Here is a 25,957-nt window from a genome sequence, read left to right on the forward strand (position 1 = left end):
GCCCCCGCCCCCGACGCCCGGTCGGCTCCTGCGCCGCGCCGGCGCCACGGCCCGAGCCCGTGGCTGATTGTGGTGGTGCTCGCGCTGGTCGCGATCGCCGTCGGGCTCGCGATCATCCTGATCGACGCTCCGCAGTCGCCTTTGCCGCAGGTCGACGGCGAGCTGGGCGACCATCTCCGCCGGCTGCGCGAGAGCATCCGCTCATGAGGGGCCTCCGATGGCGGGCCGCCGGCGCCGTGCTCGCCTCAGTCCTGGTGCTGAGCGGATGCGCCTCCACGCCGCAGGGGATCGACGAGGGCACGGCGCAGACCCTCGACAACGCGGTCGTGGCCGTCGCCGAGAAGGCGTCGGCCGACGACTACCAGGGGGCGCTCACCGAGCTGGCCAGGCTCCAGGCAGCCCTCGACTCCGCCCTCGCGGCGGGCTCGGTCAGTTCCGATCGTGCACAGACCGTGCAGGTCCAGGTCGATGTTGTCCGCAGTGATCTCGAGGCCCTGATCGCCGGAGCTGCCGAGCCGACGCCGGTCGAGACGACCAGCCCGACGCCCGAGGAGTCGACGCCGGTCGAGGAGGAGCCGGAGGACACTCCCTCGTCCGTCGGGCCGGAGGACGACCTCGTCCCCTCGCCGGACGAGTCGGAGCCGGAGGAGACGCCGACCGAGCCGGCCGAGCCGACGCAGGGAACTTCTTCTGCCCCGAGCAGCGACACCCCCGGCACCGGCGGCAACGCTCCGGGGAACGGGGGGAACGACGGGACTGCCCCGGGGAACAGCGGGAACAGCGGGAACGCCCCCGGGAACAGCGGGAACGCCCCGGGAAACAGCGGGAATGCTCCCGGAAACAGCGGGAACGGCCGGGGGAACAACGGGAACGCTGGAGGGAATAGCGGCAATGCTCGGGGGAACAGCGGTAACGCCCCCGGAGCCGGTGGCGGCCGCTGACCCACGACTCCCGCGTCGAGAGCATCACGGACGCGGCATCCACGTGTGTGCCGCGTCCGGGGGAGGCGCCCTCCCGGGCTCGACGAGCGGGCTCCCCCGCAGTCCCCGCGGGTATCCGGGGCGGCGTTGAAGCCCGCCTGAAGCGCTCACTCCGCCCGGAGGGGAGGGGCGCTCATTCGTCGCGGTCCGTGTACTCCCCCTCGTCCTCGCCCTCAGTGCTGGCCGTGCCCGTGTCGACGTAGCTGCCCTTCACCGAGGTGTCCTCGTCGTTGCGGGATGTGTCGATATAGCTGCCCTCTTCGCTTGTCGAGGTGTGCGAGACGCCCCCGGTCGAGGTGTACTCGCCGCCGGTGCTCTCCTCGGTGCTCGTCCCCTCGGTGCTCGTCCCCGCGGTGCTCGTGCCCGCGGCGATGTGGCGGCCGCTCCCGGCGGCGTGCTCGTCGTGACCCTCGTGCTGCTCGTGACCCTCGTGCTGGTCGTGGTCGTGGTGGGCCATTGCGGCCTCCTCGCTTCGTCGCGTCGGTGCGCGGTCGGATCGGCCGCGCTCGATCCGAGACTTCTGCATCCCGGGCGGCGGTGCAAGACGTGGCGCCTGCACATCCGTGCCGCGCAACTCCTATCGCCGCCCGTTCCGCCCGCCTACCGTGTCGGAGATGAGCAGCTCCCCTCGTACCCGCTGGAGCGTCATCGGCCAGCTCGGACCGGTCTTCGACGACGGCGGACCGATGCTGCTGGTCGAGGCGCGGTCGTCGTTCGGACGCCGCCCGATGCACCGCGCGAAGGCGCAGCTGCTGCTCTCGGCGCTGCGTCACCGCGCCCGCGAGCTCGGCGACCGCGCCGAGTACGTCCGCGCAGAGACCTTCGGCCAGGCCCTGGCCGGACGCGACGACCTCGAGGTGATCGACCCGCCCACCCGGGGCGGCCGCCGCCTCGCCCGTCGGCTCGGCATGAGCATCCTGCCCAGCCGCGGCTTCATCACTGCGGAGGAGGACTTCCGCGAGTGGGCCCTCGCCCGCTCCGGTAAGCGCCTGCTACTGGAGGACTTCTACCGCTGGAGCCGCGAGCGCACCGGCGTGCTCATGCGCGGCGACCAGCCAGAGGGCGGCCGCTGGAACTACGACCACGACAATCGCCAGCCGCCGCCCAAGGGTGCCTCCCGTCTCGGCCTGCCCGATCCGTGGTGGCCCGAGGAGGACGACATCGACGAGGAGGTGCGCGCCGATCTCATGCGATGGGAGGCGGAGGGAGCGGTCCGTCTGGTCGGCGCCGACGGCCCGCGCCGCTTCGCCGCGACTCCGGCGGAAGCGGAGGCGGCGCTCGCCGATTTCGTCTCGTCGCGCCTGTCCGACTTCGGCACCTATGAGGACGCGATGCTCTCGGGCGACTGGACGATGGCGCACTCGCTCCTCAGCGCCCCGATGAACCTCGGCGTGCTCGATCCGCGTGCCGTCATCGACGCGGCCGCGGCCGAGTACGCCGCCGGCGGCGCGCCGATCGCAGCGACGGAGGGATTCGTCCGTCAGATCCTCGGCTGGCGCGACTACGTCTGGAACCTGTTCTGGCACCTCGGCCCGGAGTACCGCGACCGCAGTCGGGCGCTGGGCGCCTCGACCCCGCTGCCCGCCGAGCTGCTCGCCCTGGATCCGAGCGGCATCGAGGCGAACTGCCTGCACGAGACCCTCGACGACGTCCACCGGCACGGCTGGGCGCACCACATCCAGCGGCTGATGGTGCTCGGCAACTGGGGGCTGCAGCGGGGGTGGGATCCGGCGCAGCTCACTGACTGGTTCGTGGACGTCTTCGTCGACGGCACGGAGTGGGTGATGCCGGCGAACGTGATCGGGATGTCGCAGCACGCCGACGGCGGCGTCGTCGCGACCAAGCCGTACGCCTCGGGCGGCGCCTATATCAACCGGATGTCCGACTACTGCGGCGGCTGCCGCTTCGACCCGAAGGTGCGCCTGGGCGAGAATGCCTGCCCGGTGACCGCGGGTTATTGGGCCTTCCTCGACCGCGCCGAGCCGGTCCTGCGCGGCAACCACCGGATGGCCCAGCCCCTCGCGGGCCTGCGCAGGCTCGCCGATCGGGCCGCCGTCGTCGACCAGGAGCGCCTGCGCGAGACGTACTGACGCCGGGGCTGCACGGGGCGTCCGCCGCGCGGGCTACCCGGTCCGCACGAACCGCGACACCGTCACCGCGACTGTCACCGCCGTCGTTCCCGTCACCCCCGCGAGCTGCGCGTCGAGCACGTCCGGATCCACGTGGTGCGCGCTCGGCCCCATCAGAACCTCCGCGCGCAGCTCATCGGCGCTCATCCGCACCGTGCTCTCGAGCTCGTCCCGCCCCCGGAGCGAGAGCCCGGCCAGCTGCTCGTCGAGCCGCTCCGCCTTGCCCGCGTCGATGCTCAGCATCCCGAACCGCTCCCGGATCTCGTGCAGGTGCCGCTCGCGCGGGGTGACGACGACCGCGACGCCGCCCGGCCGCAGCACCCGCCGCATGTCGGGGGCGTTGCGCGGAGCGAAGACAGTGAGCAGCGCGTCGGCGCAGGAGTCCGCAAGCGGGAGTGGCTGCCACAGATCGGCGGTCGCCACCACCGCGCGCGGATGAGCGCGGGCGGCGCGGCGAGCGGCCGGAGCCGAGAGGTCCAGGCCCAGTCCGTCCGCCTCGGGGTGCGCGTCGAGCACCGCTGCGAGGTAGGCGCCGGTGCCGCAGCCCAGGTCGACCACGAGCCGCGCGCCCACGGGCACGGCCGCCGCCACCGCGTCCTGAATCGTCCGGTAGTGGCCCGAGCCGAGCAGGTCGGCGCGGGCCTGCACCATCGCCGCCGTGTCGCCCGAGGTCGCGTGGCGCCCGCGTAGCAGCGAGGCGTAGCCCTGGCGCGCGATGTCGGCGCTGTGCCCCAGAGAACAGCGGAGCGAGGAGGGGCGCGGCAGCGCGTCGGGCGCCAGTCCACCGCCGCAGACCGGGCAGGCGAGCGCGGCAAGTACCGTCGATCCGGGTCGAGCGGCCGGATCGAACGCGCTCACTCCGCGCCGGGCGCGCGCGCCCGCATGGCCGTGATCGCCGCATTGAGCGTCGCGATCGTCGGCACCGCGAACAGCGCCCCGGCGAGCCCCGCCACCTCGAGCCCGGTCGCAACTCCGAGCACCACGGCGAGCGGATGCACCTTCACGGCGGTCCCCAGGATGAGGGGCTGGAGGACGTGCCCCTCAAGCAGGTGCACCACGATCACGACGCCGATCATCGCCAGCGCGGCCACCGGCCCACTGAACAGCAGCGCCACGAGGGCAGCCAGCGCTCCCGTCACGATCGCGCCCAGGATCGGCACGAACGAGCCGAGGAACACCACGATCGCGATCGGCACGACCAGCGGCAACTGCAGGGCGAGCGCCCCGATCCCGATGCCGACGGCGTTGATCCCGGCGACGCCGAGCTGCGCGCGCACGAACTGGCTCAGCGTCTGCCAGCCGGCGGCGCCGCCGCGCTCCATCCCGGGCCGGGCACGGCGGGGGAGGAGACGGAGGAACCATTGCCAGATCCGGCGGCCGTCCAGCAGCAGGAAGATCAGCGAGAAGAGCGTGAGCAGCGTCCCGGCGAATACCTCGGCGAGCTGCGAGCCGACGGCGAGAGCACCGGACGCGATGGTCGAGGCCTGCGTGTCGGCCCAGGTGATCGCCCGCTGCGCCCAGTCGCCGAGCTGGACGTCCGAGAAGGACAGCGGCGGTCCCTGGAGCCAGGCCTCGACCTTATCGACCGCGTCGAGAGCACGCTGACCCACTCCGCTGAAGCCGGAGCGCGACTGCACGATCACCAGAGCGATGAGCCCGGACAGCAGCAGGAGCATCGCCAGGATCGAGACCAGGACCGCGAGCGGGCGGGGCAGCCGCAGGCGCTCGAGCCGGTTCCGCAGCGGAGTCAGGAGCGCGGTGAGCAGCAAAGCGATCAGCACCGGCACCACGATCAGGGGCAGCAGCGAGACGAGACGGACGAGGAGGTAGAGCAGCGCCGCCACGGCAAGGAAGCGCCACGACCAGGCGGCGGCGATCCGCATCCCGATCGAGACGTCGCCCGACGCGTCGTGGGGTGAGTCGGAGGGGACCGGAGCGATGTCGGCCGGCGGGGTCACCGGACTCCCGTGCCGCTGCTCGCGCACTCGCCGTCCCCGCATGACCCCTCCGATCTTCTCGCAGTGTACGGCGAGGCGGGCGTCCGAGGCCGGGAGGATGCGCGGGCAGGGGTACCGCCTGTTCAGTCCCGGCTTGTCACGATCCTGTGGAGTACCGGCCTGTCATGATCTTGTGCTGCCCCGCGCCCGAGCGTCTCGGATCGCGCCGCCTCCGCATCGTTCCCCGCCTGCGTCGTGTCCGGCCGATCCGCGCCGGTAGCGTCCTGCGGGCAGGAGCCGAACGAGGAGGCGATGGATGCTGGACGTGATTCTCGCGGTCGCCGGGTGGTGCGCGGGTGCAGTGCTCGTCATCAGCGGAGCCCTCAAGCTCGGCCGCACGGCGGAGTTCCGCGCGAGTCTCGCGGCTCTCGGCGTCCCGCTCGTGCTCCGGCGCCGCGGCTGGTTCGCCACCGCTTTCCCCGTCGTCGAGATCGTGCTGGGTGCCGCGGTCGTGCTGTCGCCCGCCCCACTGCACCGCGCCGCGCTCGTGCCGGTGGTGCTCCTCGACATCGTGTTCCTGGTCGTTGCCGTCCGTGCGGTCCGTGCGAGGGAGGACGTCGACTGCGAATGCTTCGGCGGGCTGGGCTCGGCGCGGATGACCGGGCGCACCGTCGCGCGCAACGCCGTGCTGCTCGTGCTGGCGCTCGCCGGAGTCCTCGGCGGGCTCGCCCCCTCGGCCCTGCTCGCGGGCGGAGGCGGAGTCGCGGCGGTCGCCGCATCCGGCCTCGCAGCGGCTCTCGCCGCGGTCTCGCTGGTGCTGGTGCGCGATCGTCGTGCCGGATCCTCCGTCGCCCACGCCACCTCCGCGGCCCAGGCCACCTCCGCGGCCCCCTCGCCCTTCGCGTCCCCGGCGGACCCGAACCTCGCCCTTGTCACCGCCGCAGGGGAGCGTCTGACGCTCGAGGAGCTCTCCCGCCCCGCGACCCATCTCGTCTTCTTCTCGCCCTCGTGCACCTCCTGCCACCACCTCGTCGAGCGCTTCCGCTGGTGGCCGAACGGATTGCGCGAGGGGGAGGAGCTGCTGCCGGTTTTCCTCGGGAACCGCGACGAGTTCGCCGCGTACGAGGTGTACGCGCCCCTGGTCGATCACGCCCTCTACGACCCCGTCGGACAGGTCGCCGCGGTCCTGGGCCGATCCGCCACTCCCGGCCACGTCCTGATCACCCCCGAGCGCCCGCTCGGCGACGGCTGGACTTCGGGGGGCCTCGCCATCGAGGCCCGCGTCCTGCGACCGGACTTCATCGCGGATGTGGAAGCAGGCGTGCTGATCCCGGCGTCGCGCATCGGTTGATCGATCGCCCTGCGGCTCCCCCTCGTGACCGGTGCAGGCGTGCAGTGACCGGGTCAGTCGTGTAGTGACCAGGTCAGTCGTGCAGTGACCAGGAGTGAGCGGCCACCTCGATGCCGCCGACGGTCGCGGTCTCGTCGCTCAGGTTCAGGGCGAGCCGCGCGGTGCGTCCCTCCGGCCCCTCCGCTACGAGCAGCGCGGCCGTGTTGGACAAGTCGACGGTGCGGATGCTCGCGCCGACCAGCCAGGGATTCCGGCGGCGGAAGGCGATCACCTCCTGGTGCGCGCGGTAGGCCTCCCCGCCCGGCCACTGGGCGGGGTCGGCCGGAAACTCGGGGCGGATCGCGTCGTCGCCGCCGGCTCGCTCCTCCTTGACTCCGCGCAGGCCCCGTTCGTCACCCGAGTAGATGCTCGGGACGCCCGCGACGAATCCGAGGAGTGCGGTGGCGTGGCCGTGGTGGCGCTCGTCGCGGATTGCGCTGGCGATCCGGGTCACATCGTGGTTGCCGACGAACGTGAGCGGGAGGAACTCGCGGACGAAGCCGTCGTGGCGTTCCAGTGACCAGGCCAGCTCGAAGAGGTTCGCCTCCTCGATCGAGTTGCGGACCGCCTTCCAGAGCTCGTACTGCGTCACGGAGTCGAGCCCCGACTCGCGCACATAGGCCGCGTAGTTGCCGTGAATGACTTCGCCGACGAACCACGCCTCGGGGAAGCGCTGCCGCACCGGATCGATCGCCGCGTGCCAGTCGGCCGGTGCGACCGCGTATGCCGCGTCGAGGCGCCAGCCGTCGATGCCTCGCTCCAGCCAGTGCGCGAGCACGGACGAGACGTACTCCGCCACCTCCGGCTGCGCGTTGTCGAGTTCGACCAGGGCGTCGTGGCCCTCGAACACGTCCACGCGGAGTCCATCGACCTCCCGGGAGCCTTCGCTCCGGGAGAAGCGCGCCGCCTCGCGCGAACCCTCTCCCGCCGCCACCGCTGCACGCCACCAGGGGTGCTCGCGGCCCACGTGGTTGAAGACACCGTCGAACAGCACCCTGATGCCGCGCTCGCGGCAGGCCGCGATCAGCGCGTCGAGGTCGGCCTCGTCGCCGAGGCGCGGGTCGACACGGAAGTGGTCGACCGTGTCGTACCCGTGCGTCGAGGAGGCGAAGACCGGCCCGAGTAGGAGCCCGTTGCAGCCCAGCGCCAGCAGGTCGTCGAGCCAGGGCAGCAGCGCACGGAGGCGGTGCGTCGGCTCGTCCTGCGGACCGGGGCCCTCCGCGGCGCTCGCTTCGGCCCCCGTGAAGCCGAGCGGGTAGACGTGCCACCAGATCGCCGTCGAGATCCACCTGTCCGCCTGCGCCATCGTGGCCGTCCCTCCGGCGCGCTCGGGCACGCGCCCTCGCCACTGTAGCGACGTGGCCTGGGCCGCGCCCGCTCACGGACCCGGCCGCGAATCGGCGATCCAGGCCAGGACCGCGAGTCCCGCCCGTGCAGCGGCGGGCGCGGTGACGGAGCAGACGAGTAGCGCGAGAGCCGCGCAGGCGAGACCGACGACCGCGTTCCTGCGCTCGCCCGCCCAGCGCAGCGCCCGTGCCGACAGGGCCGCGGCCACCGCCGCCACGGCGACCGCGGGCAGGGCCCAGAGCGGATGCACGGAGGATGCCAGCGCGAGCAGGCCCAGCGCCAGCGCGGTGAGTCCGGGTTCTTGGTGCCGGCGGGCCGGACGGCGTCGCCGCGGGCTTCGGGGGAGGGCCTCGGCGGGCCGAACGGAAGAAGGAGGAAGGAGTGTCGTCGTCATCATGAGCCGATCCTCGCCACAGGGCGGAGGCGGTGGGGAGGACATCAGCTGATCGGTGGAGAGACGCGCCAGGCACCTCCTGTGGAGGGACCACGGGGCGCGATCGGCGTCGTTCCGGGCATCCCGGGGCCGAAATCGCCGGAAATCCGGGACGGGGCTGGTAGGTTACCGACGGTCCGATCGGTCGAGGACGTCCGTCCCCTACCGAGGACGATCCACCACAACCAGCTGTTCCGACAGCGAGAACGTCCTGGGAGGACACTCCATGGCTGACAAGTCGCTCAACCGCACCGAGCTCGTCGCGAAGATCGCCGCCGACTCCGGCCAGAGCCAGGCCGCCGTCAACGGCGTCCTCGACTCGCTCTTCACCACCCTCGCCGACTCCGTGTCGAACGACGTGAAGGTCACCATCCCCGGCTGGATCGCCGTCGAGCGCACCTCCCGCGCCGCGCGCACCGGCCGCAACCCGCAGACCGGCGAGACCATCCAGATCGCCGCCGGCCACTCGGTCAAGGTCTCCGCGGGCACCAAGCTCAAGGCCGCCGCGAAGTAGTCGCTACCTCCGACACGGCCCCGGCACTGCGCCGGGGCCGTCGTCGTCCGCGGACGCGGCTGCCGACCAGCCGCGGAACGTAGGCTGACAGGGTGAATCGAACCGTCCGGATCGTCGGCCCTGCGCTCGTGCTCGTCGCCGCAGCGCTCGTCGCCCTCCTCGCGGCGCTGGCCTTCGGTGGAGGTGCCGCAGCTCAGCTGCTCAACGACCCCGGCCCCGTGGTCCGCTACGGTCTTCCGATCGCCAAGCTCGCCGTCAATCTGGGCGCCGCGGGCATGATCGGCTCGCTCGTGCTGACGCTCTTCGCGCTGAGCCCCCGCGCCGCCGCCGCGCGCGAGGCCCGCTCTGCGCCTCGCGCCTCCGCGCCTCGCACCTCCACCTCCGCGCCTCGCACCGTCGCCGCCCCCGCGCGCACGGCGGTCGCCGAGCCCGCCGCCGAGCCGCGCACCGAGTTCTCGGTGGCCCTCGACGTCGCCGCAGCCAGCGCTGCTTTCTTCGCCGCTGCCAGCGCGGTGACCGGCTTCCTGACCTTCCTCAACGTCACGCAGACACCGCTGAGCCTCGACCGCGACTTCGGCACCAAGCTCAGCTACTTCATCGGCAGCATCCCGGTCGGGCAGGCTTGGCTTGCCACGACACTGCTCGCCGCCGTCGTCACCGTCCTCTGCTTCGCCGTACGCAATCAGACCGCCCTCGTTTTCGTGACGGCCCTCGCCCTGCTCACGCTGTTGCCGATGGCGCAGCAGGGGCACGCGGCAGGAGCGAGCGGCCACGACGCCGCGGTCACCGCGCTGGGCCTGCACCTCGTCTTCGCGGCGATCTGGTTGGGCGGCCTGATCACGATGGTCGCCCTCCGGCCGCTGCTCGGTGGAGCGCGTCTGCTGCCCGTGATCGAGCGCTACTCCAGTCTCGCGCTCGTGAGCTTCGTCGCGGTCGCCGCCTCCGGATACGTCAGCGCGGAGCTGCGGCTCGCCACCCTCGACAACCTGCTCACCGGCTACGGGATCCTCGTGCTGGTCAAGGTCGCGGTGCTGGTCGCGCTGGGGCTGTTCGGTGTCCTGCAGCGCCGGTTCCTCATCGAGCGGATGAGACGGGCCGGCGGTGTCGGCGGCCGCAGCTTCTGGTGGCTGGTCTGTGCCGAGCTCGCCTTCATGGGCATCGCCTCCGGAGTCGCCGCGGCGCTCGCCCGCACCGCAACTCCCGTCGATCAGGTCGTCGCCAGCCAGCTCACCGACCCGACCCCGGCCCAGTTGCTCACCGGTGAACCGCTGCCCCCGCCCGCGAGCGCGATGAACGTCCTCACGCTGTGGAACGTCGACCTGGTCTGGCTCCTGATCTGCGGCTTCGCCATCGCCTTCTACATCGCCGGAGTCGTGCGGCTGCACCGCCGCGGCGACCGTTGGCCGCTGCACCGCACGATCCTCTGGATCGCGGGCATGCTGCTGCTGGCCTACATGACGAACGGCGGCGTCAACGCCTACGAGAAGTATCTGTTCAGCGCCCACATGCTCTCGCACATGGTTCTGACGATGGCGGTGCCGCTGCTGCTCGTCCCGGCGGCCCCGGTCACCCTGATCGCCCGAGCGGCCACCCGACGCACCGACGGCTCCCGCGGCGCGCGCGAGTGGGTGCTGCTCGCCGTGCACTCCCGCTTCGCTACCGCGATCTCGCATCCGATCGTCGCCGCGCTGTTATTCGTCGGTTCGCTCTGGGGTTTCTACTATTCGCCGCTGTTCCGCTGGGCGACCACCGACCACATCGGCCACGAGTGGATGATCGTCCACTTCCTGATCACCGGCTACCTCTTCGTCAGTGTGCTGATCGGAGTCGACCCGAGCGTGCACCGCGTGCCCTACCCGATGCGCCTGCTGCTGCTGCTGGGCACGATGGCGTTCCACGCCTTCTTCGGCCTCGCCCTGATGACGGGGGAGGGCCTCTTGCTTGCCGACTGGTACGGAGCGATGGGCTGGGGCACCTCCGCTCTCGCCGATCAACAGGCGGCCGGCGGCATCGCCTGGAGCATCGGCGAGATCCCGACCCTCGCCCTGGCGATCGTGGTCGCGATGATGTGGAGCCGCTCCGACGCCCGCGAGACCAAGCGCCGCGACCGCCAGGCCGACCGCACCGACGAGGCCGAGCTGACCGCCTACAACGACCGACTCGCCGCGCTCGAGAAGCGCGGCTGACCCGCGCCGTCCGCGGTGGACCTCGCGCAGGCCGCGGGTACAGTGGACCGGTGACCCAGCCCACCCTCTCCGACGAGCAGCAGCGGGTGTTCGAGCTCATCGAGAACACCCGCGAGCACCTGTTCGTCACCGGCCGCGCGGGCACCGGCAAGTCCACCCTGCTCAACCACCTGAGCTGGAACACCGACAAGCAGATCGTCATCTGCGCGCCGACCGGGGTCGCGGCGCTGAACGTCGGCGGCCAGACCATCCACTCGCTGTTCCGGTTGCCCATCGGCGTGATCGCCGACTCCGACCTCGACCAGCCGCCCGAGCTGCGCAAGCTCCTGAACACCATCGACACCCTCGTGATCGACGAGATCTCGATGGTCAACGCCGACCTCCTCGATGGCATCGACCGCAGCCTGCGTCAGGCGCGGCAGCGGCGCTCCGAACCGTTCGGAGGCGTGCAGGTCGTGCTCTTCGGCGACCCGTTCCAGCTCGCGCCCGTCCCCGGCGACCCGGAGGAGCGCGCCTACTTCGCCGACCGTTACCGCTCGCTGTGGTTCTTCGACGCGCTGGTCTGGCAGGAGGCGCCGCTGCGGATCGTCGAGCTCGGCCGGATCCATCGGCAGAGCGATGAGCGCTTTAAATGGATGCTCAATGCGGTCCGCTTCGGCATGGTGACGAAGGACATTGCCGACGTGCTCAACGCGGCCGGTGCCCGCACGCCCCCGGCCGACGACGCGATCACGCTCGCCACCCGCAACGACACCGTCAACCGGATCAACCAGGCGGCGCTCGCCCGGCTGAAAGGTCCGCTCAAGACGGCATCGGCCGAGATCAGCGGGGACTTCGGCGGGCGCGCCTACCCGGCGGATCAGAAGCTCGAGCTCAAGCTCGGCGCGCACGTGATGTTCCTGCGCAACGACTCCGATCAGCGCTGGGTGAACGGCACCATCGGCCGGGTGACGAAGGTCGCGGGCACGGTCTGGGTCGAGGTGGACGGGGAGGTGCACGAGGTCGCGCCCGCGACCTGGGAGCGCTACCGCTACTCCTACTCCGCGGCCACGAAGAAGCTGACCCGCGAGATCGTCGCGGAGTTCGCTCAGTTCCCACTCCGTCTGGCGTGGGCGGTCACGATCCACAAGTCGCAGGGCAAGACCTACGACTCGGCCGTGGTCGACCTCGGTCAGCGCGCCTTCGCGCCCGGCCAGACGTACGTGGCACTCAGCCGCATCACGAGCCTCGAGGGGCTCTACCTCACCCGCCCGCTGCGCCCGAGCGACATCATCGTCGACAAGGACGTGCTGCGCTTCATGTCGGAGCGGCGAGCGGAGCCGGCCGCCGTCGCCGAGGCGTCCGCGGACTGATGCCCGCCCGGCACGGGCGCGGTGTCAGGCCGCCGCGCAGGTGCGCGCGAGGTCGCGGAACAGCTCCGTCGTCAGCCGGTACGCCTCCGCGACTTCCGCGATGACCCGCTCGCGCTCCTGGTCGTCCCAGCCCGCCGCATCGAGCTGCTCGCGGTAGGTGGCGCGGAAGGCCGAGGGGGCGGCGATCTCGCCGTACAGGAAGAAGCCCACGCCGTTGGTCTCGAAGCCGAAGCGCCGCTGCAGCAGGGCCCTCACGATCGCGCAGCCGGAGAGGTCGCCGAGGTAGCGCGTGTAGTGGTGCGCGACGAATCCACCGCTCCAGCCTGCGGCAACGGTGCGGATCCGGTCGACGTACGCGCTGGTCGAGGGCAGCGGGCGGATGCGCTCGCGCCAGTCCTCGCCGACGAGGAAGCGCAGGTCCTCCGCGATCGCGGGGAGGCGGGTGAGCTTGGCCGAGAGGAAGGGCTGCGCGACCGGATCGCCGGCCATGTCTTCAGCGACGGCCTCGAGCGCTTCGTAGACGAAGTAGTGCTGCGAGATGAGCGCGATGTAGTCGTCGCGGCTGCCGGAGCCGGTCATCAGCGAGGTCATGAAGGCGGCGCCCTCGTCGTCGGCACCGGACTGGCCGATGCGCAGGCGCAGGGCCTCGGAGAACGGTACGACGTTCGACACGGTGGCCTCCCTCGACGACTTAGGTTGGCCTTACCTTAGCCGAGCGACGCCGCCGGGACCAGGGGGCACCGTGGGCCAGCGGGCCTGCGACCCAGTGTGCCTGCGTGTCAGTGCTGGTGGCCACCGTCGACGACCGAGTGCATCCCACCCCTCTCGCCGGAACCCCCTGAGGAGGCGGCCAACGCCGGAGTCGCCAGGGCCGAAACGGCCAGTGCGCCGGCCAGCAGGCCGATCAGGGCGCGCGTGGGCGAAACGGTGCGCTCCTCGGTCCGCGACGAGCGGAGCGAGACGGCGACCACGGCGGTGGCGGTCAGCTCGAGGACCGCTGCGGCGAGCGCGGGCATCGGCTCGGCGAGAGCGCCGGTCGCCAGGGCCAGCACGAAGGCGGCGAGAGCGGCGACCGCGACGACGAGTGCGGTTCGCGGCAGAAGGATCCGCCCGCGTGACAGAACGAGGACGCTCCAGAGGATCTCGACGGCGCCGAGCACACCGATCACGGGGGCCGGCACTCCCTCGCCACCGGCGGCGATCGAGAGGTGGACGAGGCCCGCACCCAGTCCGGAGAAGGCGGCGTTGCAGCGTGCCACGGTCGTCATGACTGCTCCGATCATGCGGTCTGGGACGGGTGGGGAAAGAAAGGAGGCCCCGGATCGACACACCGCATCGTGTCGTCCGGGGCCGTTCGGTCCGTCCGCCGCGGAAAACGGCGGGCCCGCGGCGGACGGAGTCTGGAGGGGCGGCGATGCCGCCCGGGTTCAGGCGGTCGCGGCGGTACGCGTCCTCGCCGCTTTCTCGGTACCGAGTCCGACTCCCAGGAGCACCAGCGCGCTGGCCAGGTGCAGGAAGTGGTCGGCGGTATTCAGCGCCAGCACATTCAGAGCGGTATCGACCAAGAAGAAGCCGACGATGCCCAGCAACAGGTACACCGCTCCGACCGTCGCGTTCACGCTCTTCGCCGCGGCAACGGTCGACAGGCCCGCGATCAGCAGCGCGCCTCCGATGAGCAGATGAGCGATGTTGTGCAACGGATTCACTTCGAAGATGCCGAGCAGGAGCCCGCCTTCGGTCGAGAGGAACTGCACGCCTCCGGTGACGACGAAGCCGAGAAGCCCGACGACGACGTAGACGGCTCCGAAGAGAGTCGCCAGCAGTCGATTAGGGGATCTACGCATGGTCTCTTACCTCCTTCGAGCAGCGCCTCTGCGCTGTACTCCCCCTCTTCGTAACCCGCGGCCTGCCGGTTTGGGAACGGGGTGGACCGCGCCGCCCATGAGGTGGATCGCGCCGATCACGATCAGGGCTGCGCCGGTCACTGGCAGCCACCGGTCACGGTCGGGACACGAATCGCGCCGGTGCGCAGACCGGCCGTCGCGGCCCGCCGACGCCCCCGTACAGTGGTGCCGTTCTCAGACGACCAGGGGAGTCGCACGGCATGGGGTTTCGCACACTGACGCGGACGGGGCTGCTCGTCGTCCCGGTCCTGGTGCTCGCACTGGCCGGATGCACGCCCGCCGCCGCCCGCGTCGCCGATGCTCCCGCGCAGCCCGCGTCGGAGGAACTCTCCGCCGCGCTGACCGGGCTCCTCGAAGAGACGCTCGGCATCGCCGGTGCGACCGGAGCGGTCGCCGGAGTGTGGTCGCCGTGGGGCGGCAGTTGGGAGGGCGCAGTCGGCTGGGAGTCGGACGAACGCACCACTCCGCTCACCACGGACGTCCACCTGAGGCTGGGGACCGGCGGCACCGAGGCGATGACGTGCGACGTGGTCGTCGCGCTGGCCGAGTCCGGCCGCGTCGATCTCGACGCCATCGGCGAGACCCTGCGCTCCCTTCCCGGCGTCGACGGCCTCACCCTGCGCCAACTCTGCGCGCACACCTCGGGCCTCGCCGATTTCCGTTCGCCGCTCTGGCCGACCGTGCTGCGGAACCCGGCGCGGCAGTGGCCGACGCTGGAGCTACTCGCCTCAGCCCAGGTGCGCGGGGCCTCGACGGCCCCCGGGGCGGTCTGGTCCGACTCTTCGACCGGGCCCCTGCTCGCCGGCCTCGTCGCCACGCAGGTCACCGGGCGCAGCATCGGCGAACTGTACGACCAGTACGTGGTGTCGCGGTACGGCCTGCGCAGCACGAAGCTGCCGGGCGGCTCCGAGGTCGATCTCCCCGCCCCGTCCCCGCGCGGCTACGCTGTCGCGCTCGACCCGGTCACCGGAGAGAGGCGCTGCGACGTGCGGCTCGACGTCACCGCCGCATCCCCGTCCGCACTCGGCGCGGCCGGTGGCGCCCTGACGGATCTCGAGGATCTGCGGCGCCTGGCCTCGGGCCTCGCCGCCGACCCCGCAGGTGACGCCGTGTGGCAGGACCCGATCGCGCAGGGCCAGGGCCGCGCCGACTATCTCCGCGCTGGACTCGGTGGACACGAGGCCGGTCCCCTCCGCGGCTTCTCCGGGGTGGCGCCGGGCTTCGTCACCGCCGCCTACTCCGACCCGGTCTCGGGACTGACGGTGGCCGTCTCGATCAACAGCTCGACGCCCGGCGGCGACTTCGCCGCGACCGTCGCACGGGCCCTGGCCGCGATCGCAGTCGAGCAGGGCGCGGCGGCCGGAGGGGACGGTCTCCCGCAGCTCCCGTGGACGGCCGACGGCGAACGCAGCGCGGTGCAGGAGACCTCGGCGCGCTGCTGAGCCCGGGGCGTTCTACTCTGGTGCCATGCCGATCACTCCCGACACCAAGGACTGGACCTGGGTCCTCGAGCGGCCCTGCCTCGAGTGCGGCTTCGACGCCTCGCTCGTCGACGCCGACGAGGTCGCCGGGCTCATCCGAGAGAACGCCGCCGCCTGGCCGTACGTGCTCGAGCGCGACGACGCCGCGGGTCGGCCGGACGATGAGACCTGGTCGCCCCTGGAGTACGCGGCGCACGTGCGCGACGTGCACCGGATCTACCGCACTCGGGTGCAGCTGATGCTCACGGGCGACGACCCGCTCTATCCCAACTGGGACCAGGACGTCACCGCCGTTGAGGAGCGCTACGACCAGCAGGATCCGGGCACGGTCGGCCGCGACCTGGTCGACGCGGCCGAGCGGATCGCCGAGATCGTCGACTCCGTCACCGGCGTCCAGTGGCAGCGCCCCGGCCGCCGCAGCGACGGCGCCTCCTTCACCGTCGAGACGATCGCCCGCTACTACCTGCACGACATCCAGCACCACCTGCACGATGTGCAGGGCTGAGGCTCAGGTGTCGATGAGCTGCGGATTCAGGAACGAGAGCGTCCGCGCGTAGGCGAGGGCCGCGGAGGCCGGGCTCACGGCGTCGCGCAGGGTGCCGTTCGCGAAGTGGCGCCGGGTATCCGGGTAGGTGTGCGTCGTGACCGGAGTCCCCGACTCCTTCAGCCGACCGACGAACGACTCCGGGTCATCGCCCGCGGGCCATTCGTCGTGCTGCGCGTAGTGCAGGAGTGTCGGGCACGGTACGAGCACGTGCTCCTCGGCGCCGAGGGTGGCGTAGTAGGCGACGACCGCGTCGACGAGGCCCGTGCCCGCCGCGAGCAGCCCGAGCCGACCGCCGAACCCGAAGCCGATGACGGCGCTGCGCTGCGCTCCTACCGCGACTCCGGTGTGCACCGCCTCGGCGACGACGGCGAGGTTTCGGTCCTGCGCCGCCATCGCGGCGAGGTCGCGCGCGTCCTCCGGAGTGAGGGTGGCCCAGCCGTCGTAGAGGTCCGGCACGAGCACGTGGTAGCCGTGCTTCGCCACTGCCTCGGCGAACGGCTCCAGCCACGGGAGGCGCCCGAACACGTCGTGCAGCACGACCACCACGGGCCGGCCGGGCTGCCCGTACTCGAGGGCGACGCCCGGTGACGGGATCTGCACGAGCTCGCTCACCCCTCCACCCTGCCCTCTGCGCTCCCCGATCCGGCGCCCTACCGCGGATCCGCCCGGCGTGTCGCGACGGAAGAGGGTCCGACGCCGCCCGTCCACCCGGTTACGACGCCGGTGAGGCCGTGCAGCACCCCGGGGTTGAGGAAGAGGTGGCCCCGGAGCAGAGAGCGGTCCCGCTCGGGCACGCGAGCCTGATCGACCGCGTCGTCGAATCCGTCGAGGACGGCCTCGACGATCCTCTCGACGACAGCGCGACCCTCCCGGAGGTCGAGTCCGTAGATGGGCGCGGTCTGGAGGAGGGCGGCGACGTTTGCGCGCCTCTCGCCGAATCGGCCGTACGCGAGCGCCTGGCTCGCCGTCTCACCCGAGCGGTTGCCCGGGGCGAGGTCGTACGCCGGGGTCAGGCTGAGGTGACGGCCGTCCCAGAACGCAGCGTGGTTCCTGGGGTGGTCATCGGAGTTGCTGATCGCCATGTTGAAGGCGATTCGCGCGAACAGCTCGGGACCCGGATCCACCCCCGCCGGTCCGTGCCGCCGCAGCACGTCCAGCACGTCGGGATAGGTGACGTAGCGTGCGGTCAATTCGCTCTCCCCGCTCAGGGTGAGCGCCGACACGACGTGGCGGCGTCGGCGGCCTCCGCGTTCACGACCTGGAAGGTCCGGTCGCTGCTCGAGCAGAACTTCGCGATGTGCTCCACCCCTGCGTCATCGACGAGGGTCGCCTTCGGCCTGGCGCCGCCGATGCTGGTGCCGCGCAGGAGCGCGGCGTCCAGCGCGGGCGAGAGGGCGAGTCCCGCCTCGAGCCGGTCGGCCGCCTCGTGCAGCTCGTCGAGGGAGGAACGGTCCTCCCGGGGGACGTAGTTCGTCGGAGACTCCTGGAAGTCGAGAGCTCCGAATCGTGAGGACCCCGACGCGATCAGGTACTGCAGCTCGGTCAGCCCGCGGTCTCCGGCTCCCCAGCGCTCGTCGATCACCGTGCGCCCCCAGCCGTCGGGGCTCCCGTCGCGCAGTGCGCCGGCGAGGACGAGTCCGTCGCGCGGCTCGATCGTGCCGTCGCGGAGCGGGAGCTCGGGTGTGTAGAGACTGATCGCGTCAGGGCGCGCGCGGTAGGAGGAGGCGTAGACGAAGGGGAAGCGGTCGCCGCGCTGCTCGAGCGCCCCGGCGACGACCGGCGTCTGGGCTCCGGGGAGCCAGGTCCAGACGTAGACGCGATCAGAAGTCATCGTCGAGATCGTCGCTTGTGCGGTGGCGGACACGCGAGGGGAGGAGCGCGAGCTTCTCCTCACCGCTCCTGCGGCGGCGGGCCAGCTCGAGCGGGTCGTCGATCCCGAAGATCGGAACGCCGACCAGCTCGGCGACGCTGAAAACCGTGGCGACGGCCGTGCCGGGGGCGCCGACCTCGATGGCGGCGACAGTGGGTGTCGAGACACCGGCACGCACGGCCAGTTCGTCCCGTGTCCATCGGCGGCCGAGTCGCGCTTCGCGGACGAGCTGGCCCAGGAGGAGCAGTGCGTCCGCGACGGCAGGGCGGGGCGGAGCGGAGCGCTGCGCCATCAGGGCCTCGTATTCTTTAGGTGAAGGCGGCTGAGTTAAACATTATCTTATGTGTCCGTTCTTCTCCACGGAGGTGACGCGCGGCCCCAGCGGCAGGACGACCTGCTCGCGCAGGTGCTCGTAGACGACGGAGGTGCGGACGTCGGCGACCTCGCGGCGCTGGGTCAGCTCGTCGATGACGAAGGCGTAGAGGTCCCGGTTGTCGCGGACGGCGACGTGGACGATGAAGTCCTCGGAGCCGAAGGTGACGAAGACACCGACGGTCTCGTCGAGGCCGGCGACCCCGTCGCGGAATGCCTCGATGATCTCGCGTCCTTCGTGGACGAGACCCGGGGCGAAGGGGCTGCGAAGAAGCAGCTCGGCCCGGTCTACGGCGCAATGGCGTGTCGCCGCTACGTCGAGCGAGCGAAAAGGAGTCTCGACGTCTCCGCCGGACTTCAGGTGTCCGCAGGGTGAGCAGCGAAGAGAGAGCGAGCTGTAGGAAGCTCTTCCCGCAGACGAGATCGTGCTCGAGTGGCACTCTGGCCGCTGAGCAGGTGTGGAGCGAGTGACGGGAATCGAACCCGCGCCATCTGCTTGGGAAGCAGAAGTTCTACCATTGAACTACACTCGCGCGGCGCCGCTCGGGCGCACCAGGACATCGTAGCAAGGGTCGCGCCTGCCCCAGGTCCGAGGTCGCCTCACGCCCTAGGATCGCAGCGTGCTCCTCTCCGACCGCGACATTTCGTTCGAACTCGCCTCCGGACGCGTGGGGCTCACCCCGCACGATCCGTCGATGCTGCAGCCGTCGTCCGTCGATGTGCGCCTGGACCGCTTCTTCCGGCTGTTCGACAATCACCGCTACCCCTATATCGATCCGGCCGAGGATCAACCTGAGCTGACCCACCTGGTCGAGACGCCGCAGGGCGAGCCGTTCATCCTGCACCCGGGCGAGTTCGTGCTCGGGTCGACCTACGAGGAGGTGTCGCTGCCGGACGACATCGCGGCGCGCTTGGAGGGCAAGAGCTCGCTGGGCCGGCTCGGCCTGCTGACGCACTCGACTGCCGGGTTCATCGACCCGGGATTCATCGGCCACATCACTCTCGAGCTGAGCAACGTGGCGACTCTGCCCATCACCCTCTGGCCGGGGATGAAGATCGGCCAGATGTGCTTCTTCCGCCTCAGCTCGCCCGCCGAGAAGCCCTACGGCTCGGCCGAGTACAGCTCGCGCTATCAGGGCCAGCGCGGCCCGACCGCCTCGCGCTCGTCCCTGAACTTCCACCGCACCGACGTCTACTCGGCCTAACGCCCGCCGCGAGATGCCACTTGAGTGCGCGACACGCCGACGAACGCCTACCTTTGTGGCATCTCGCGGAGGGGAGAGGGCGGGGGTCAGCCGAGCAGGCGGGGGAGCTGCAGGACGAGCCAGGGTGAGAAGGCCCACGGAGTCGCGCGCACGGCGGCCACCGTCGCCTCCGGGTCGACCCACTCGTAGTCCATGACCTCGTCTCGGCGCGGATCGAGCGCCTCCCGGCTCTCGAGGGTCGCCGTGTACACCGGGCAGATCTCGTTCTCGACGATTCCGGAGGCGTCGACCGCGCGGTAGCGGAAGTCCGGCAGAGCGACCTCCGGCGTCGCCAGCCGGGCACCGAGCTCGCGCTCGGCACGGCGCACGACGGCGTCCTCGATCCGCTCGTTCGGGGCGGGATGGCCGCAGAAGGAGTTCGTCCAGACGCCGGGCCAGGTGCGCTTCTGCAGAGCTCGGCGAGTGACCAGGAGGGCGCCGTCCGGGGCGAAGACATGGCAGGAGAACGCGAGGTGCAGGGGAGTCGCGGTGCTGTGCACGGTCGCTTTGTCGGCGACGCCGACGGCGTTCCCGGCCTCGTCGAGGAGGACCACCTGCTCGATGTGGTCCACCTGCTCGATGCGGTCCACTTGCTCGATCTGGTCCGTCTGCACGGCGGTGCCTGGCGAAGTCATAGCTGCAAGTCAAGCACGCCGCAACACTCCAATCGGCTCATCCTTCACGATCACTGCTTTGTTAGCCTTCCGACGTGGATACGCGCGACCCCGTGGTTCTGTCCCGGTTGAGGCAGGAGCACGTCGATGCCGTCCTGGACAGATTCTTCTCGCTGGCGAGGTCCCGGGCAGTGCGGCTGGGACCTCGCTATCTCACTCTCTGGCAGACGCTGGAGGCCAATACCCGCGGCGGCAAGCGATTCCGCCCACTGATGGTCATCTCGGCCTACGAGGCCCACGGCGGTCAGGATCCGGAGGCCGCCGCGCACCTCGGCGCCGCCTTCGAGCTCCTGCACACCGCACTGATCGTGCACGACGATGTGATCGACCACGACTTCGTGCGCCGCGGCGGCCCGAACGTCTCGGGCAGCTATCGCGACGAGGCCACCACCGCGGGCCTGTCCATCCCGATCGCCGAGCACCGCGGCACCTCGGTCGCCGTGATCGCGGGCGACCTCGCCCTCACCGGCGCTCACCGCCTCGTCGAGGGCGTCGGTGCCTCGGATGAAGTGCGTGCCCGCCTGCTCACTCTGCTCGACGAGGCCGTCTTCGCTTCCGCCGCCGGCGAGCTCGCCGATGTCGACTTCTCGCTGATGCCCGGCCTGCCCTCGGTCGAGGAGGTGCTCGACATGGAGCGCCTGAAGACGGCGGTGTACTCGTTCGAGGCGCCGCTGCAAGCCGGAGCGATCCTCGCCGGCGCCTCAGACGCGGCGGTGGACGCGCTGGGCGAGTTCGGGCGCTGGATCGGTATCGCCTACCAGATCGTCGACGACCTGCTCGGTGTCTTCGGCGTGGAGGGGCAGACCGGCAAGACCACCCTGGGCGACCTGCGCGAGGGCAAACGCACCGTTCTCATCGCGCACGCGGCCGGCACCGACTGCTGGCCCGACATCGAGGCCCTGATCGGCGACGAGTACCTCGCTCCCGAGACTGCCGAGCGGGTGCGCGGCATTCTCGAGGACTGCGGTGCCCGCAGCTATGCCGAGGGTCTCGCGAACCAGTTCGTCGACCGTGCCTGGGCGGCGCTGGAAACCCCGGCGGTCCCGGAGGCGTTCCGCAATGAGGTCCGCCCGCTCGTGGCCAGCGTGGTCGGGCGCACCCGATGAGCGCGTCCCGCCACGCGCGGATGCGCAGCGCGATGCCGTTCCTGCGCCTGTGTCCCCGTACGGTGGCACGATGAGCCGCCAGAGCGAACTGTACGATCGCGTCGCGCACGAGTCGTCCGCGCAGGTGATCCGTCGCTACTCCACCTCCTTCGGTCTGGCCACGCGCCTGCTCGCACCCGGCGTGCGCAAGCGCGTGGAGGATGTCTACGCCCTCGTCCGCGTCGCCGACGAGATCGTGGATGGTGTCGCCGAGGAGGCGCAACTCGACCGCGCGGCCGTGGAGGAGTCGCTGGACGCCTTCGAGGCCGAAACCGAGCGCGCGCTCGCCTCCGGCTACAGCTCCAATCTGGTGATTCACGCCTTCGCCCGGACAGCGCGGGCCACCGGGTTCGGCACCGAGCTGACCCGCCCGTTCTTCGCGTCGATGCGGGCCGACCTGCGCGAGACCGCGCACACTCCCGAGTCGTTCGAGGCCTACGTCTACGGCTCCGCCGAGGTCGTCGGGCTGATGTGCCTGCACGTGTTCCTCGCGGCTCCGGACGCCGGGCTCGTCTCGGCGGTCGCGCGCGAGCGCCTCGTCGCCGGTGCCCGCCGCCTGGGTGCCGCGTTCCAGAAGGTCAACTTCCTCCGCGACCTCGACGCCGATGTCGACGGCCTCGGCCGCAGCTACTTCCCCGGAGTCGATCCGCACGCCTTCTCGGAGCGCGACAAGGCCGCCCTGCTCGCCGACCTCGACGCCGACCTCGCCGAGGCAGCCGCCATCGTCCCGGAACTCCCGCGCTCGAGCCGGCGCGCGGTGCGGCTGGCCCACTCCCTCTTCGCCGCGCTGGCCGACCGGATCCGCGCGACGCCCGCCGAGGAACTGCTCCGCGCCCGCGTCAGTGTGCCCACGGCCACCAAGGCGGCGCTCGCCGCGAAGGCCGCCGTCTCGACGCTCGGCCCGCGGCTGGGTCCCGGTCCGGTCCGCGCGACCCGTTCGAAGACCGGACCGCACCGAGCGGTCGTCATCGGCGGCGGAATCGGCGGCCTCGCCTCCGCCGCGCTGCTCGCCCGCGACGGCTACGACGTGACCCTGCTGGAGGCGCGCGAGGTCGTCGGTGGCCGCGCCGGCTCGTGGGAGCACGAGGGCTTCCGCTTCGACACCGGCCCTTCCTGGTACCTGATGCCCGAGGTGTTCGACCACTTCTTCCGCCTGATGGGCACCAGCGCCGCCGAGCGGCTCGACCTGGTCACCCTCGACCCCGGCTACCGCGTCTACAGTGAGGGCGTCAAGGAGCCGATCGACGTGCTCGCGGACCTGGAGTCGAACCTCGCGCTCTTCGAGAGCATCGAGCCCGGGGCGGGCGAGCGGATGCGCGTGTACCTCGACTCCGCGCGCGACACCTACGAGATGGCGAAGCGCCGCTTCCTCTATACGAGCTTCTCCTCCTTCCTCCCGCTGCTGCGCCGCGACGTGCTCAGCCGCACCGGGACGCTCGGCCGCCTGCTGCTCACCCCGCTCGACACGTTCGCGGCGAAGGCGGTCACCGACAACCGGCTGCGTCAGATCCTCGGCTACCCGGCCGTGTTCCTGGGGTCCTCGCCGTTCAACGCGCCGAGCATGTACCACCTGATGAGCCACCTCGACCTCGCCGACGGCGTGCTCTACCCGATGGGCGGATTCACGACGCTGATCGAGGCGGTCGCCGACGTCGCCGAGGAGGCGGGCGTACGCATCCGCACCTCCTCGCCCGCGACGCGCATCCTCACCGCCCGCTCCCCGCGCGGCGGGCGCCGCGGGGCCGAGGTCGTCGGAGTCGAGTTCACGGGCCCCGAGGGCACGGAGCGGATTCCCGCGGACCTGGTCGTCAACGCATCCGACCTCTTCACCACTGAGCAGTCGCTCCTCCCCGAGGAGCTGCGGACCTACCCGCCGGCCTACTGGGAGACGCGCGAGCCCGGCCCGAGCGCCGTCCTCGTGCTGCTCGGCGTGCGCGGCAAGCTCCCCGAGCTCGAGCACCACACCCTGCTCTTCACGCGGGACTGGCGCGACAACTTCGACAAGATCTTCGGCGAGCACCCGACCGTTCCCGATCCGGCCTCGATCTACGTCTGCCGCCCGAGCGCGACCGATGCGAGCGTGGCGCCGGAGGGGCACGAGAACCTGTTCGTGCTCGTCCCGATCCCCGCCGACCCCTCGATCGGGCACGGCGGGGTGGACGGAGCGGGCGACGCGCGCGTCGAGGCGATCGCCGACTCCGTGATCAAGCAGATCGCGACCTGGACCGGCGCGACCGACCTCGCCGAGCGGATCGTCGTGCGCCGCACCATCGGCCCGGCCGACTTCGAGAGCGATCTCGGCGCCTGGCGCGGCTCGATGCTCGGCCCCGCGCACGTGCTCTCGCAGAGCGCGTTCTTCCGCGCCGGGAACGTCAGCAAGCACGTCGACGGCCTGCTCTTCGCGGGCAGCTCCACCATCCCCGGGATCGGCCTGCCGATGTGTATCATCAGCGCCGAGGTCATGCTCAAGCGCGTCCGCGGCGACGTCACGACCGAGCCGCTGCCCGTGCGCGAGGCGCCCTCGGCGCCGGTCGCGCCCGTTCCCGCGGGGGAGTAGGCGTGGGGATCCTCTACCTGCTCGCGCTCCTCGTCTCGATCACCGGGATGGTCGTGCTCGACCGGCGGTTCCGGCTGTTCTTCTGGGCGGATGCGCGCCGCGCGGCGATCGTGCTGCCGGTAGGAGTCGCGTTCTTCCTGGTGTGGGACCTCGTGGGGATCGGCCTGGGCATCTTCTTCCGCGGCGAGACGTCCTCCATGACCGGGCTCCAGCTCGCACCGGAGCTGCCGGTCGAGGAGGTCCTCTTCCTCACGCTGCTCTGCTACCTGACGATGGATGTGCACGGCTTCCTGTCCCGGTACGCCGCTCGGCGGGCGGGGGCTCGGGCGTGACCTACCTCCTCCTCAACGCCGTGTTCCTCGCGGTGGTGCTGGTGCTGCTGCTGGCCGCGCTGCGCCGGCGGATCCTCCGTCCGGCCGCCGTGCTCGGCACGCTCGCCGTGCTGCTGGTGATGACCGCCGTCTTCGACAACATCATGATCGGAGTGGGCCTGCTGGTCGCCTACGACGACGACCTCATCTCGGGCATCCGGATCGGTGTCGCTCCGATCGAGGACTTCGCCTACGCGATCGCCGCCGCCCTCGCGCTCCCGGCGCTCTGGGTCCTCCTGCCCGCGCGACGTCGGAGCGAGCCGTGAACCGGCTGAGCGCGCTGTTCGTCTCGAGCCGCCCGCTGAGCTGGGTCAACACGGCCTACCCCTTCGCGGCGGCGTATCTGCTGACCACGCGCGAGATCGACCTCGCCTTCGTGCTCGGCACGATCTACTTCCTCATCCCCTACAACCTGGCGATGTACGGGATCAACGACGTCTTCGACTACGAGTCCGACCTGCGCAACCCCCGCAAGGGCGGTGTCGAGGGCGCCGTGCTCGACCGGAGTCAGCACCGCGCGACCCTGATCGCCGCGGTGGCGACGAACGTACCGTTCCTGGTGGCCCTCGTGGTGCTGGGGTCCCCGGTCTCGTGGCTCGTCCTCGCGATCAGCGTTTTTGCTGTGATCGCCTACAGTGCTCCGGGACTGCGATTCAAGGAGCGGCCTTTCATCGACTCGCTGACCTCGGCGACACACTTCGTCAGCCCGGCCGTCTATGGGATCGCCCTCGCGGGCACCGTCGTCACCGGCCCGCTGGTGGCGTTGCTGGTGGCGTTCTTCCTCTGGGGGATCGCCAGCCATGCCTTCGGAGCGGTGCAGGACATCCTGGCCGACCGCGCGGGCGGCATCGGCTCGATCGCGACGGTGATCGGAGCGAGGGCGACCACGCGCCTCGCCATCGCCGCCTACGTCGCGAGCGGGCTGCTCCTGCTTCTGCTGCCGTGGCCGGGGACCCTCGCGGCGATCCTCGCGGTGCCCTACGCGGTGAGCATCTGGCAGTACCGGTCGCTCGGCGATGCGGAGGCGGAGCGCGCGAACGCCGGCTGGAAGCGTTTCCTCGCGCTGAATTTCCTGACCGGCTTCCTGGTCACGCTGCTGCTGATCGTCTTCTGGATCGCCACGGCCTGAGCCGCACTGTCTGCGTGCCGCACTGTCTGCGTGCCGCACTGTCTGCGTGCAGGCGTCGGGCGCTCAGAAGAGCTGGTGCGGCGCGAGGATCAGCGCGACGACGCCGACGAGCGCAACGAGGAGTACCACCGCGAGGGCCGTCAGCCCCACACGCCGGAGGATGCGCCGAGCGCGGGTGCCTCGCGACTCCCGCCGCTTCTTCCGCACCCGCACCTTCGCGGGGCGAGCGGGGTGCTCAGGACTCTCGGGGGCGACCGGTGCGCCGGGCACCGTCGGCCACTCGGAGACCGGAGCCGTCTGCGGCCGCTCGACCGCGGGCACCGCCTCGTCCGTGTGCCGCTCCGGTCCTGGTGTGCGCTGATCCGCGGGGCGTGACGACATCCCCGACCTCCTTC

General features: G+C 71.3%; 29 protein-coding genes, 1 tRNA gene and 1 pseudogene. 15 read left to right on the forward strand and 16 right to left on the reverse strand.

Features of this window, described 5'->3' with window-relative positions; translation table 11 throughout:
* Both C5D07_RS15695 and C5D07_RS05270 read left to right on the forward strand, forming a co-directional pair.
* A pseudogene (locus tag C5D07_RS15695) lies at positions 1-207 on the forward strand (hypothetical protein); the annotation flags it as partial.
* The gene (locus C5D07_RS05270) at positions 204-941 is read left to right on the forward strand and encodes an outer membrane protein assembly factor BamD (RefSeq protein ID WP_146076756.1); all 738 of its coding nucleotides are present in this window, start codon (positions 204-206) and stop codon (positions 939-941) included. The pseudogene C5D07_RS15695 and the gene C5D07_RS05270, both read left to right, overlap by 4 nt.
* A 172-nt stretch (positions 942-1,113) precedes the next feature.
* Here the strand turns inward: C5D07_RS05270 and C5D07_RS05275 are convergent, their stop codons facing one another.
* Positions 1,114-1,437: a hypothetical protein gene (locus C5D07_RS05275; protein WP_104258867.1), complete on the reverse strand. Its 324-nt coding sequence runs from the start codon at positions 1,435-1,437 to the stop codon at positions 1,114-1,116.
* 157 nt (positions 1,438-1,594) lie between these two features.
* On the opposite strand from C5D07_RS05275, the gene C5D07_RS05280 reads away from it, so the two are divergent.
* Positions 1,595-3,070: a cryptochrome/photolyase family protein gene (locus C5D07_RS05280; RefSeq protein ID WP_104258868.1), complete on the forward strand. Its 1,476-nt coding sequence runs from the start codon at positions 1,595-1,597 to the stop codon at positions 3,068-3,070.
* A gap of 33 nt (positions 3,071-3,103) precedes the next feature.
* On the opposite strand, the gene C5D07_RS05285 is transcribed toward C5D07_RS05280, so the two are convergent.
* Positions 3,104-3,967 carry a methyltransferase domain-containing protein gene (locus C5D07_RS05285; protein ID WP_104258869.1) on the reverse strand — a complete coding sequence of 288 codons (864 nt, stop codon included), beginning with the start codon at positions 3,965-3,967 and terminating at the stop codon, positions 3,104-3,106.
* The gene (locus C5D07_RS05290; protein ID WP_104258870.1) at positions 3,964-5,109 is read right to left on the reverse strand and encodes an AI-2E family transporter; all 1,146 of its coding nucleotides are present in this window, start codon (positions 5,107-5,109) and stop codon (positions 3,964-3,966) included. The genes C5D07_RS05285 and C5D07_RS05290 overlap by 4 nt, the downstream gene beginning before the upstream one ends.
* A 253-nt stretch (positions 5,110-5,362) precedes the next feature.
* Between C5D07_RS05290 and C5D07_RS05295 the strand changes: the two genes are divergently transcribed.
* Positions 5,363-6,397, forward strand: coding sequence for a MauE/DoxX family redox-associated membrane protein (locus C5D07_RS05295; protein WP_104258871.1), 1,035 nt, complete (start codon positions 5,363-5,365; stop codon positions 6,395-6,397).
* Positions 6,398-6,470: 73 nt separating this feature from the next.
* Here the strand turns inward: C5D07_RS05295 and C5D07_RS05300 are convergent, their stop codons facing one another.
* Together C5D07_RS05300 and C5D07_RS05305 are read right to left on the reverse strand one after the other, a co-directional pair.
* Positions 6,471-7,772 (reverse strand): alpha-amylase family glycosyl hydrolase, encoded by a 1,302-nt coding sequence (locus C5D07_RS05300; RefSeq protein ID WP_249028175.1) that lies wholly within the window; start codon positions 7,770-7,772, stop codon positions 6,471-6,473.
* Between the two features lie 42 nt (positions 7,773-7,814).
* Positions 7,815-8,180 (reverse strand): hypothetical protein, encoded by a 366-nt coding sequence (locus C5D07_RS05305; RefSeq protein WP_104258873.1) that lies wholly within the window; start codon positions 8,178-8,180, stop codon positions 7,815-7,817.
* Positions 8,181-8,442: 262 nt separating this feature from the next.
* Here C5D07_RS05305 and C5D07_RS05310 point away from each other — a divergent pair, with 262 nt between their 5' ends.
* The 3 genes from C5D07_RS05310 to C5D07_RS05320 all read left to right on the forward strand — a co-directional run bounded on the left by C5D07_RS05310 (position 8,443) and on the right by C5D07_RS05320 (position 12,268).
* Complete coding sequence (locus C5D07_RS05310; protein WP_056037903.1) at positions 8,443-8,730, forward strand: HU family DNA-binding protein; 288 nt, start codon at positions 8,443-8,445, stop codon at positions 8,728-8,730.
* A 92-nt stretch (positions 8,731-8,822) separates the two neighbouring features.
* Entirely contained in the window at positions 8,823-10,916 is a 2,094-nt protein-coding gene (locus C5D07_RS05315) for a bifunctional copper resistance protein CopD/cytochrome c oxidase assembly protein (protein ID WP_249028176.1), read from the forward strand.
* A gap of 50 nt (positions 10,917-10,966) precedes the next feature.
* On the forward strand, positions 10,967-12,268 hold the full coding sequence (locus tag C5D07_RS05320; RefSeq protein ID WP_068250923.1) for an ATP-dependent DNA helicase: 1,302 nt from the start codon (positions 10,967-10,969) through the stop codon (positions 12,266-12,268).
* A 24-nt stretch (positions 12,269-12,292) separates the two neighbouring features.
* On the opposite strand, the gene C5D07_RS05325 is transcribed toward C5D07_RS05320, so the two are convergent.
* The 3 genes from C5D07_RS05325 to C5D07_RS05335 all read right to left on the reverse strand — a co-directional run bounded on the left by C5D07_RS05325 (position 12,293) and on the right by C5D07_RS05335 (position 14,112).
* Positions 12,293-12,940: a biliverdin-producing heme oxygenase gene (locus C5D07_RS05325; RefSeq protein WP_068250924.1), complete on the reverse strand. Its 648-nt coding sequence runs from the start codon at positions 12,938-12,940 to the stop codon at positions 12,293-12,295.
* A 107-nt stretch (positions 12,941-13,047) separates the two neighbouring features.
* Positions 13,048-13,536: a hypothetical protein gene (locus C5D07_RS05330; RefSeq protein ID WP_104258874.1), complete on the reverse strand. Its 489-nt coding sequence runs from the start codon at positions 13,534-13,536 to the stop codon at positions 13,048-13,050.
* Between the two features lie 159 nt (positions 13,537-13,695).
* A complete protein-coding gene (locus tag C5D07_RS05335; RefSeq protein ID WP_104258875.1) occupies positions 13,696-14,112 on the reverse strand; it encodes a DUF4383 domain-containing protein in 417 nt (138 codons plus the stop codon).
* Between the two features lie 260 nt (positions 14,113-14,372).
* Here C5D07_RS05335 and C5D07_RS05340 point away from each other — a divergent pair, with 260 nt between their 5' ends.
* Both C5D07_RS05340 and C5D07_RS05345 read left to right on the forward strand, forming a co-directional pair.
* Positions 14,373-15,614 carry a serine hydrolase domain-containing protein gene (locus C5D07_RS05340; RefSeq protein ID WP_104258876.1) on the forward strand — a complete coding sequence of 414 codons (1,242 nt, stop codon included), beginning with the start codon at positions 14,373-14,375 and terminating at the stop codon, positions 15,612-15,614.
* A gap of 25 nt (positions 15,615-15,639) precedes the next feature.
* Complete coding sequence (locus C5D07_RS05345; protein ID WP_104258877.1) at positions 15,640-16,158, forward strand: DinB family protein; 519 nt, start codon at positions 15,640-15,642, stop codon at positions 16,156-16,158.
* A 3-nt stretch (positions 16,159-16,161) separates the two neighbouring features.
* Here the strand turns inward: C5D07_RS05345 and C5D07_RS05350 are convergent, their stop codons facing one another.
* The 6 genes from C5D07_RS05350 to C5D07_RS05370 form a co-directional block, all read right to left on the reverse strand.
* Positions 16,162-16,812 (reverse strand): dienelactone hydrolase family protein, encoded by a 651-nt coding sequence (locus C5D07_RS05350; protein ID WP_068250935.1) that lies wholly within the window; start codon positions 16,810-16,812, stop codon positions 16,162-16,164.
* A gap of 38 nt (positions 16,813-16,850) precedes the next feature.
* Positions 16,851-17,390 (reverse strand): HipA domain-containing protein, encoded by a 540-nt coding sequence (locus C5D07_RS15920; protein ID WP_249028177.1) that lies wholly within the window; start codon positions 17,388-17,390, stop codon positions 16,851-16,853.
* A gap of 14 nt (positions 17,391-17,404) precedes the next feature.
* Positions 17,405-18,031, reverse strand: a complete 627-nt coding sequence (locus C5D07_RS15925; protein ID WP_211286346.1) for a HipA N-terminal domain-containing protein — start codon at positions 18,029-18,031, stop codon at positions 17,405-17,407.
* Positions 18,021-18,362 carry a helix-turn-helix transcriptional regulator gene (locus C5D07_RS05360; RefSeq protein ID WP_104258878.1) on the reverse strand — a complete coding sequence of 114 codons (342 nt, stop codon included), beginning with the start codon at positions 18,360-18,362 and terminating at the stop codon, positions 18,021-18,023. The genes C5D07_RS15925 and C5D07_RS05360 overlap by 11 nt, the downstream gene beginning before the upstream one ends.
* A 42-nt stretch (positions 18,363-18,404) precedes the next feature.
* The gene (locus C5D07_RS16305) at positions 18,405-18,920 is read right to left on the reverse strand and encodes an Lrp/AsnC ligand binding domain-containing protein (protein WP_308470997.1); all 516 of its coding nucleotides are present in this window, start codon (positions 18,918-18,920) and stop codon (positions 18,405-18,407) included.
* Positions 18,902-18,975 (reverse strand) — tRNA-Gly (locus C5D07_RS05370). The genes C5D07_RS16305 and C5D07_RS05370 overlap by 19 nt, the downstream gene beginning before the upstream one ends.
* Positions 18,976-19,062: 87 nt before the next feature.
* Here C5D07_RS05370 and dcd point away from each other — a divergent pair.
* Complete coding sequence (gene dcd / locus C5D07_RS05375; RefSeq protein ID WP_068250951.1) at positions 19,063-19,647, forward strand: dCTP deaminase; 585 nt, start codon at positions 19,063-19,065, stop codon at positions 19,645-19,647.
* An 86-nt stretch (positions 19,648-19,733) separates the two neighbouring features.
* Here dcd and idi read toward each other — a convergent pair whose 3' ends face one another.
* Positions 19,734-20,321: an isopentenyl-diphosphate Delta-isomerase gene (gene idi / locus C5D07_RS05380; RefSeq protein ID WP_104258879.1), complete on the reverse strand. Its 588-nt coding sequence runs from the start codon at positions 20,319-20,321 to the stop codon at positions 19,734-19,736.
* A gap of 170 nt (positions 20,322-20,491) precedes the next feature.
* Between idi and C5D07_RS05385 the strand changes: the two genes are divergently transcribed.
* The 5 genes from C5D07_RS05385 (at position 20,492) to C5D07_RS05400 (ending at position 25,562) form a co-directional block, all read left to right on the forward strand.
* Positions 20,492-21,466: a polyprenyl synthetase family protein gene (locus C5D07_RS05385; protein WP_249028178.1), complete on the forward strand. Its 975-nt coding sequence runs from the start codon at positions 20,492-20,494 to the stop codon at positions 21,464-21,466.
* A gap of 70 nt (positions 21,467-21,536) precedes the next feature.
* Positions 21,537-24,062 (forward strand): phytoene desaturase family protein, encoded by a 2,526-nt coding sequence (crtI, locus tag C5D07_RS05390; protein ID WP_104258895.1) that lies wholly within the window; start codon positions 21,537-21,539, stop codon positions 24,060-24,062.
* A gap of 2 nt (positions 24,063-24,064) precedes the next feature.
* Entirely contained in the window at positions 24,065-24,394 is a 330-nt protein-coding gene (locus tag C5D07_RS05395) for a lycopene cyclase domain-containing protein (RefSeq protein ID WP_084415750.1), read from the forward strand.
* The gene (locus tag C5D07_RS16085) at positions 24,391-24,699 is read left to right on the forward strand and encodes a lycopene cyclase domain-containing protein (RefSeq protein WP_068250954.1); all 309 of its coding nucleotides are present in this window, start codon (positions 24,391-24,393) and stop codon (positions 24,697-24,699) included. The genes C5D07_RS05395 and C5D07_RS16085 overlap by 4 nt, the downstream gene beginning before the upstream one ends.
* A complete protein-coding gene (locus tag C5D07_RS05400) occupies positions 24,696-25,562 on the forward strand; it encodes a prenyltransferase (RefSeq protein ID WP_068250957.1) in 867 nt (288 codons plus the stop codon). The genes C5D07_RS16085 and C5D07_RS05400 overlap by 4 nt, the downstream gene beginning before the upstream one ends.
* Positions 25,563-25,625: 63 nt before the next feature.
* Here the strand turns inward: C5D07_RS05400 and C5D07_RS05405 are convergent, their stop codons facing one another.
* On the reverse strand, positions 25,626-25,943 hold the full coding sequence (locus tag C5D07_RS05405; RefSeq protein ID WP_068250959.1) for a hypothetical protein: 318 nt from the start codon (positions 25,941-25,943) through the stop codon (positions 25,626-25,628).
* Positions 25,944-25,957 lie beyond the last annotated feature (14 nt).

The sequence above is a fragment of the Rathayibacter tritici genome, from assembly GCF_002932875.1.
Lineage (GTDB): Bacteria > Actinomycetota > Actinomycetes > Actinomycetales > Microbacteriaceae > Rathayibacter > Rathayibacter tritici.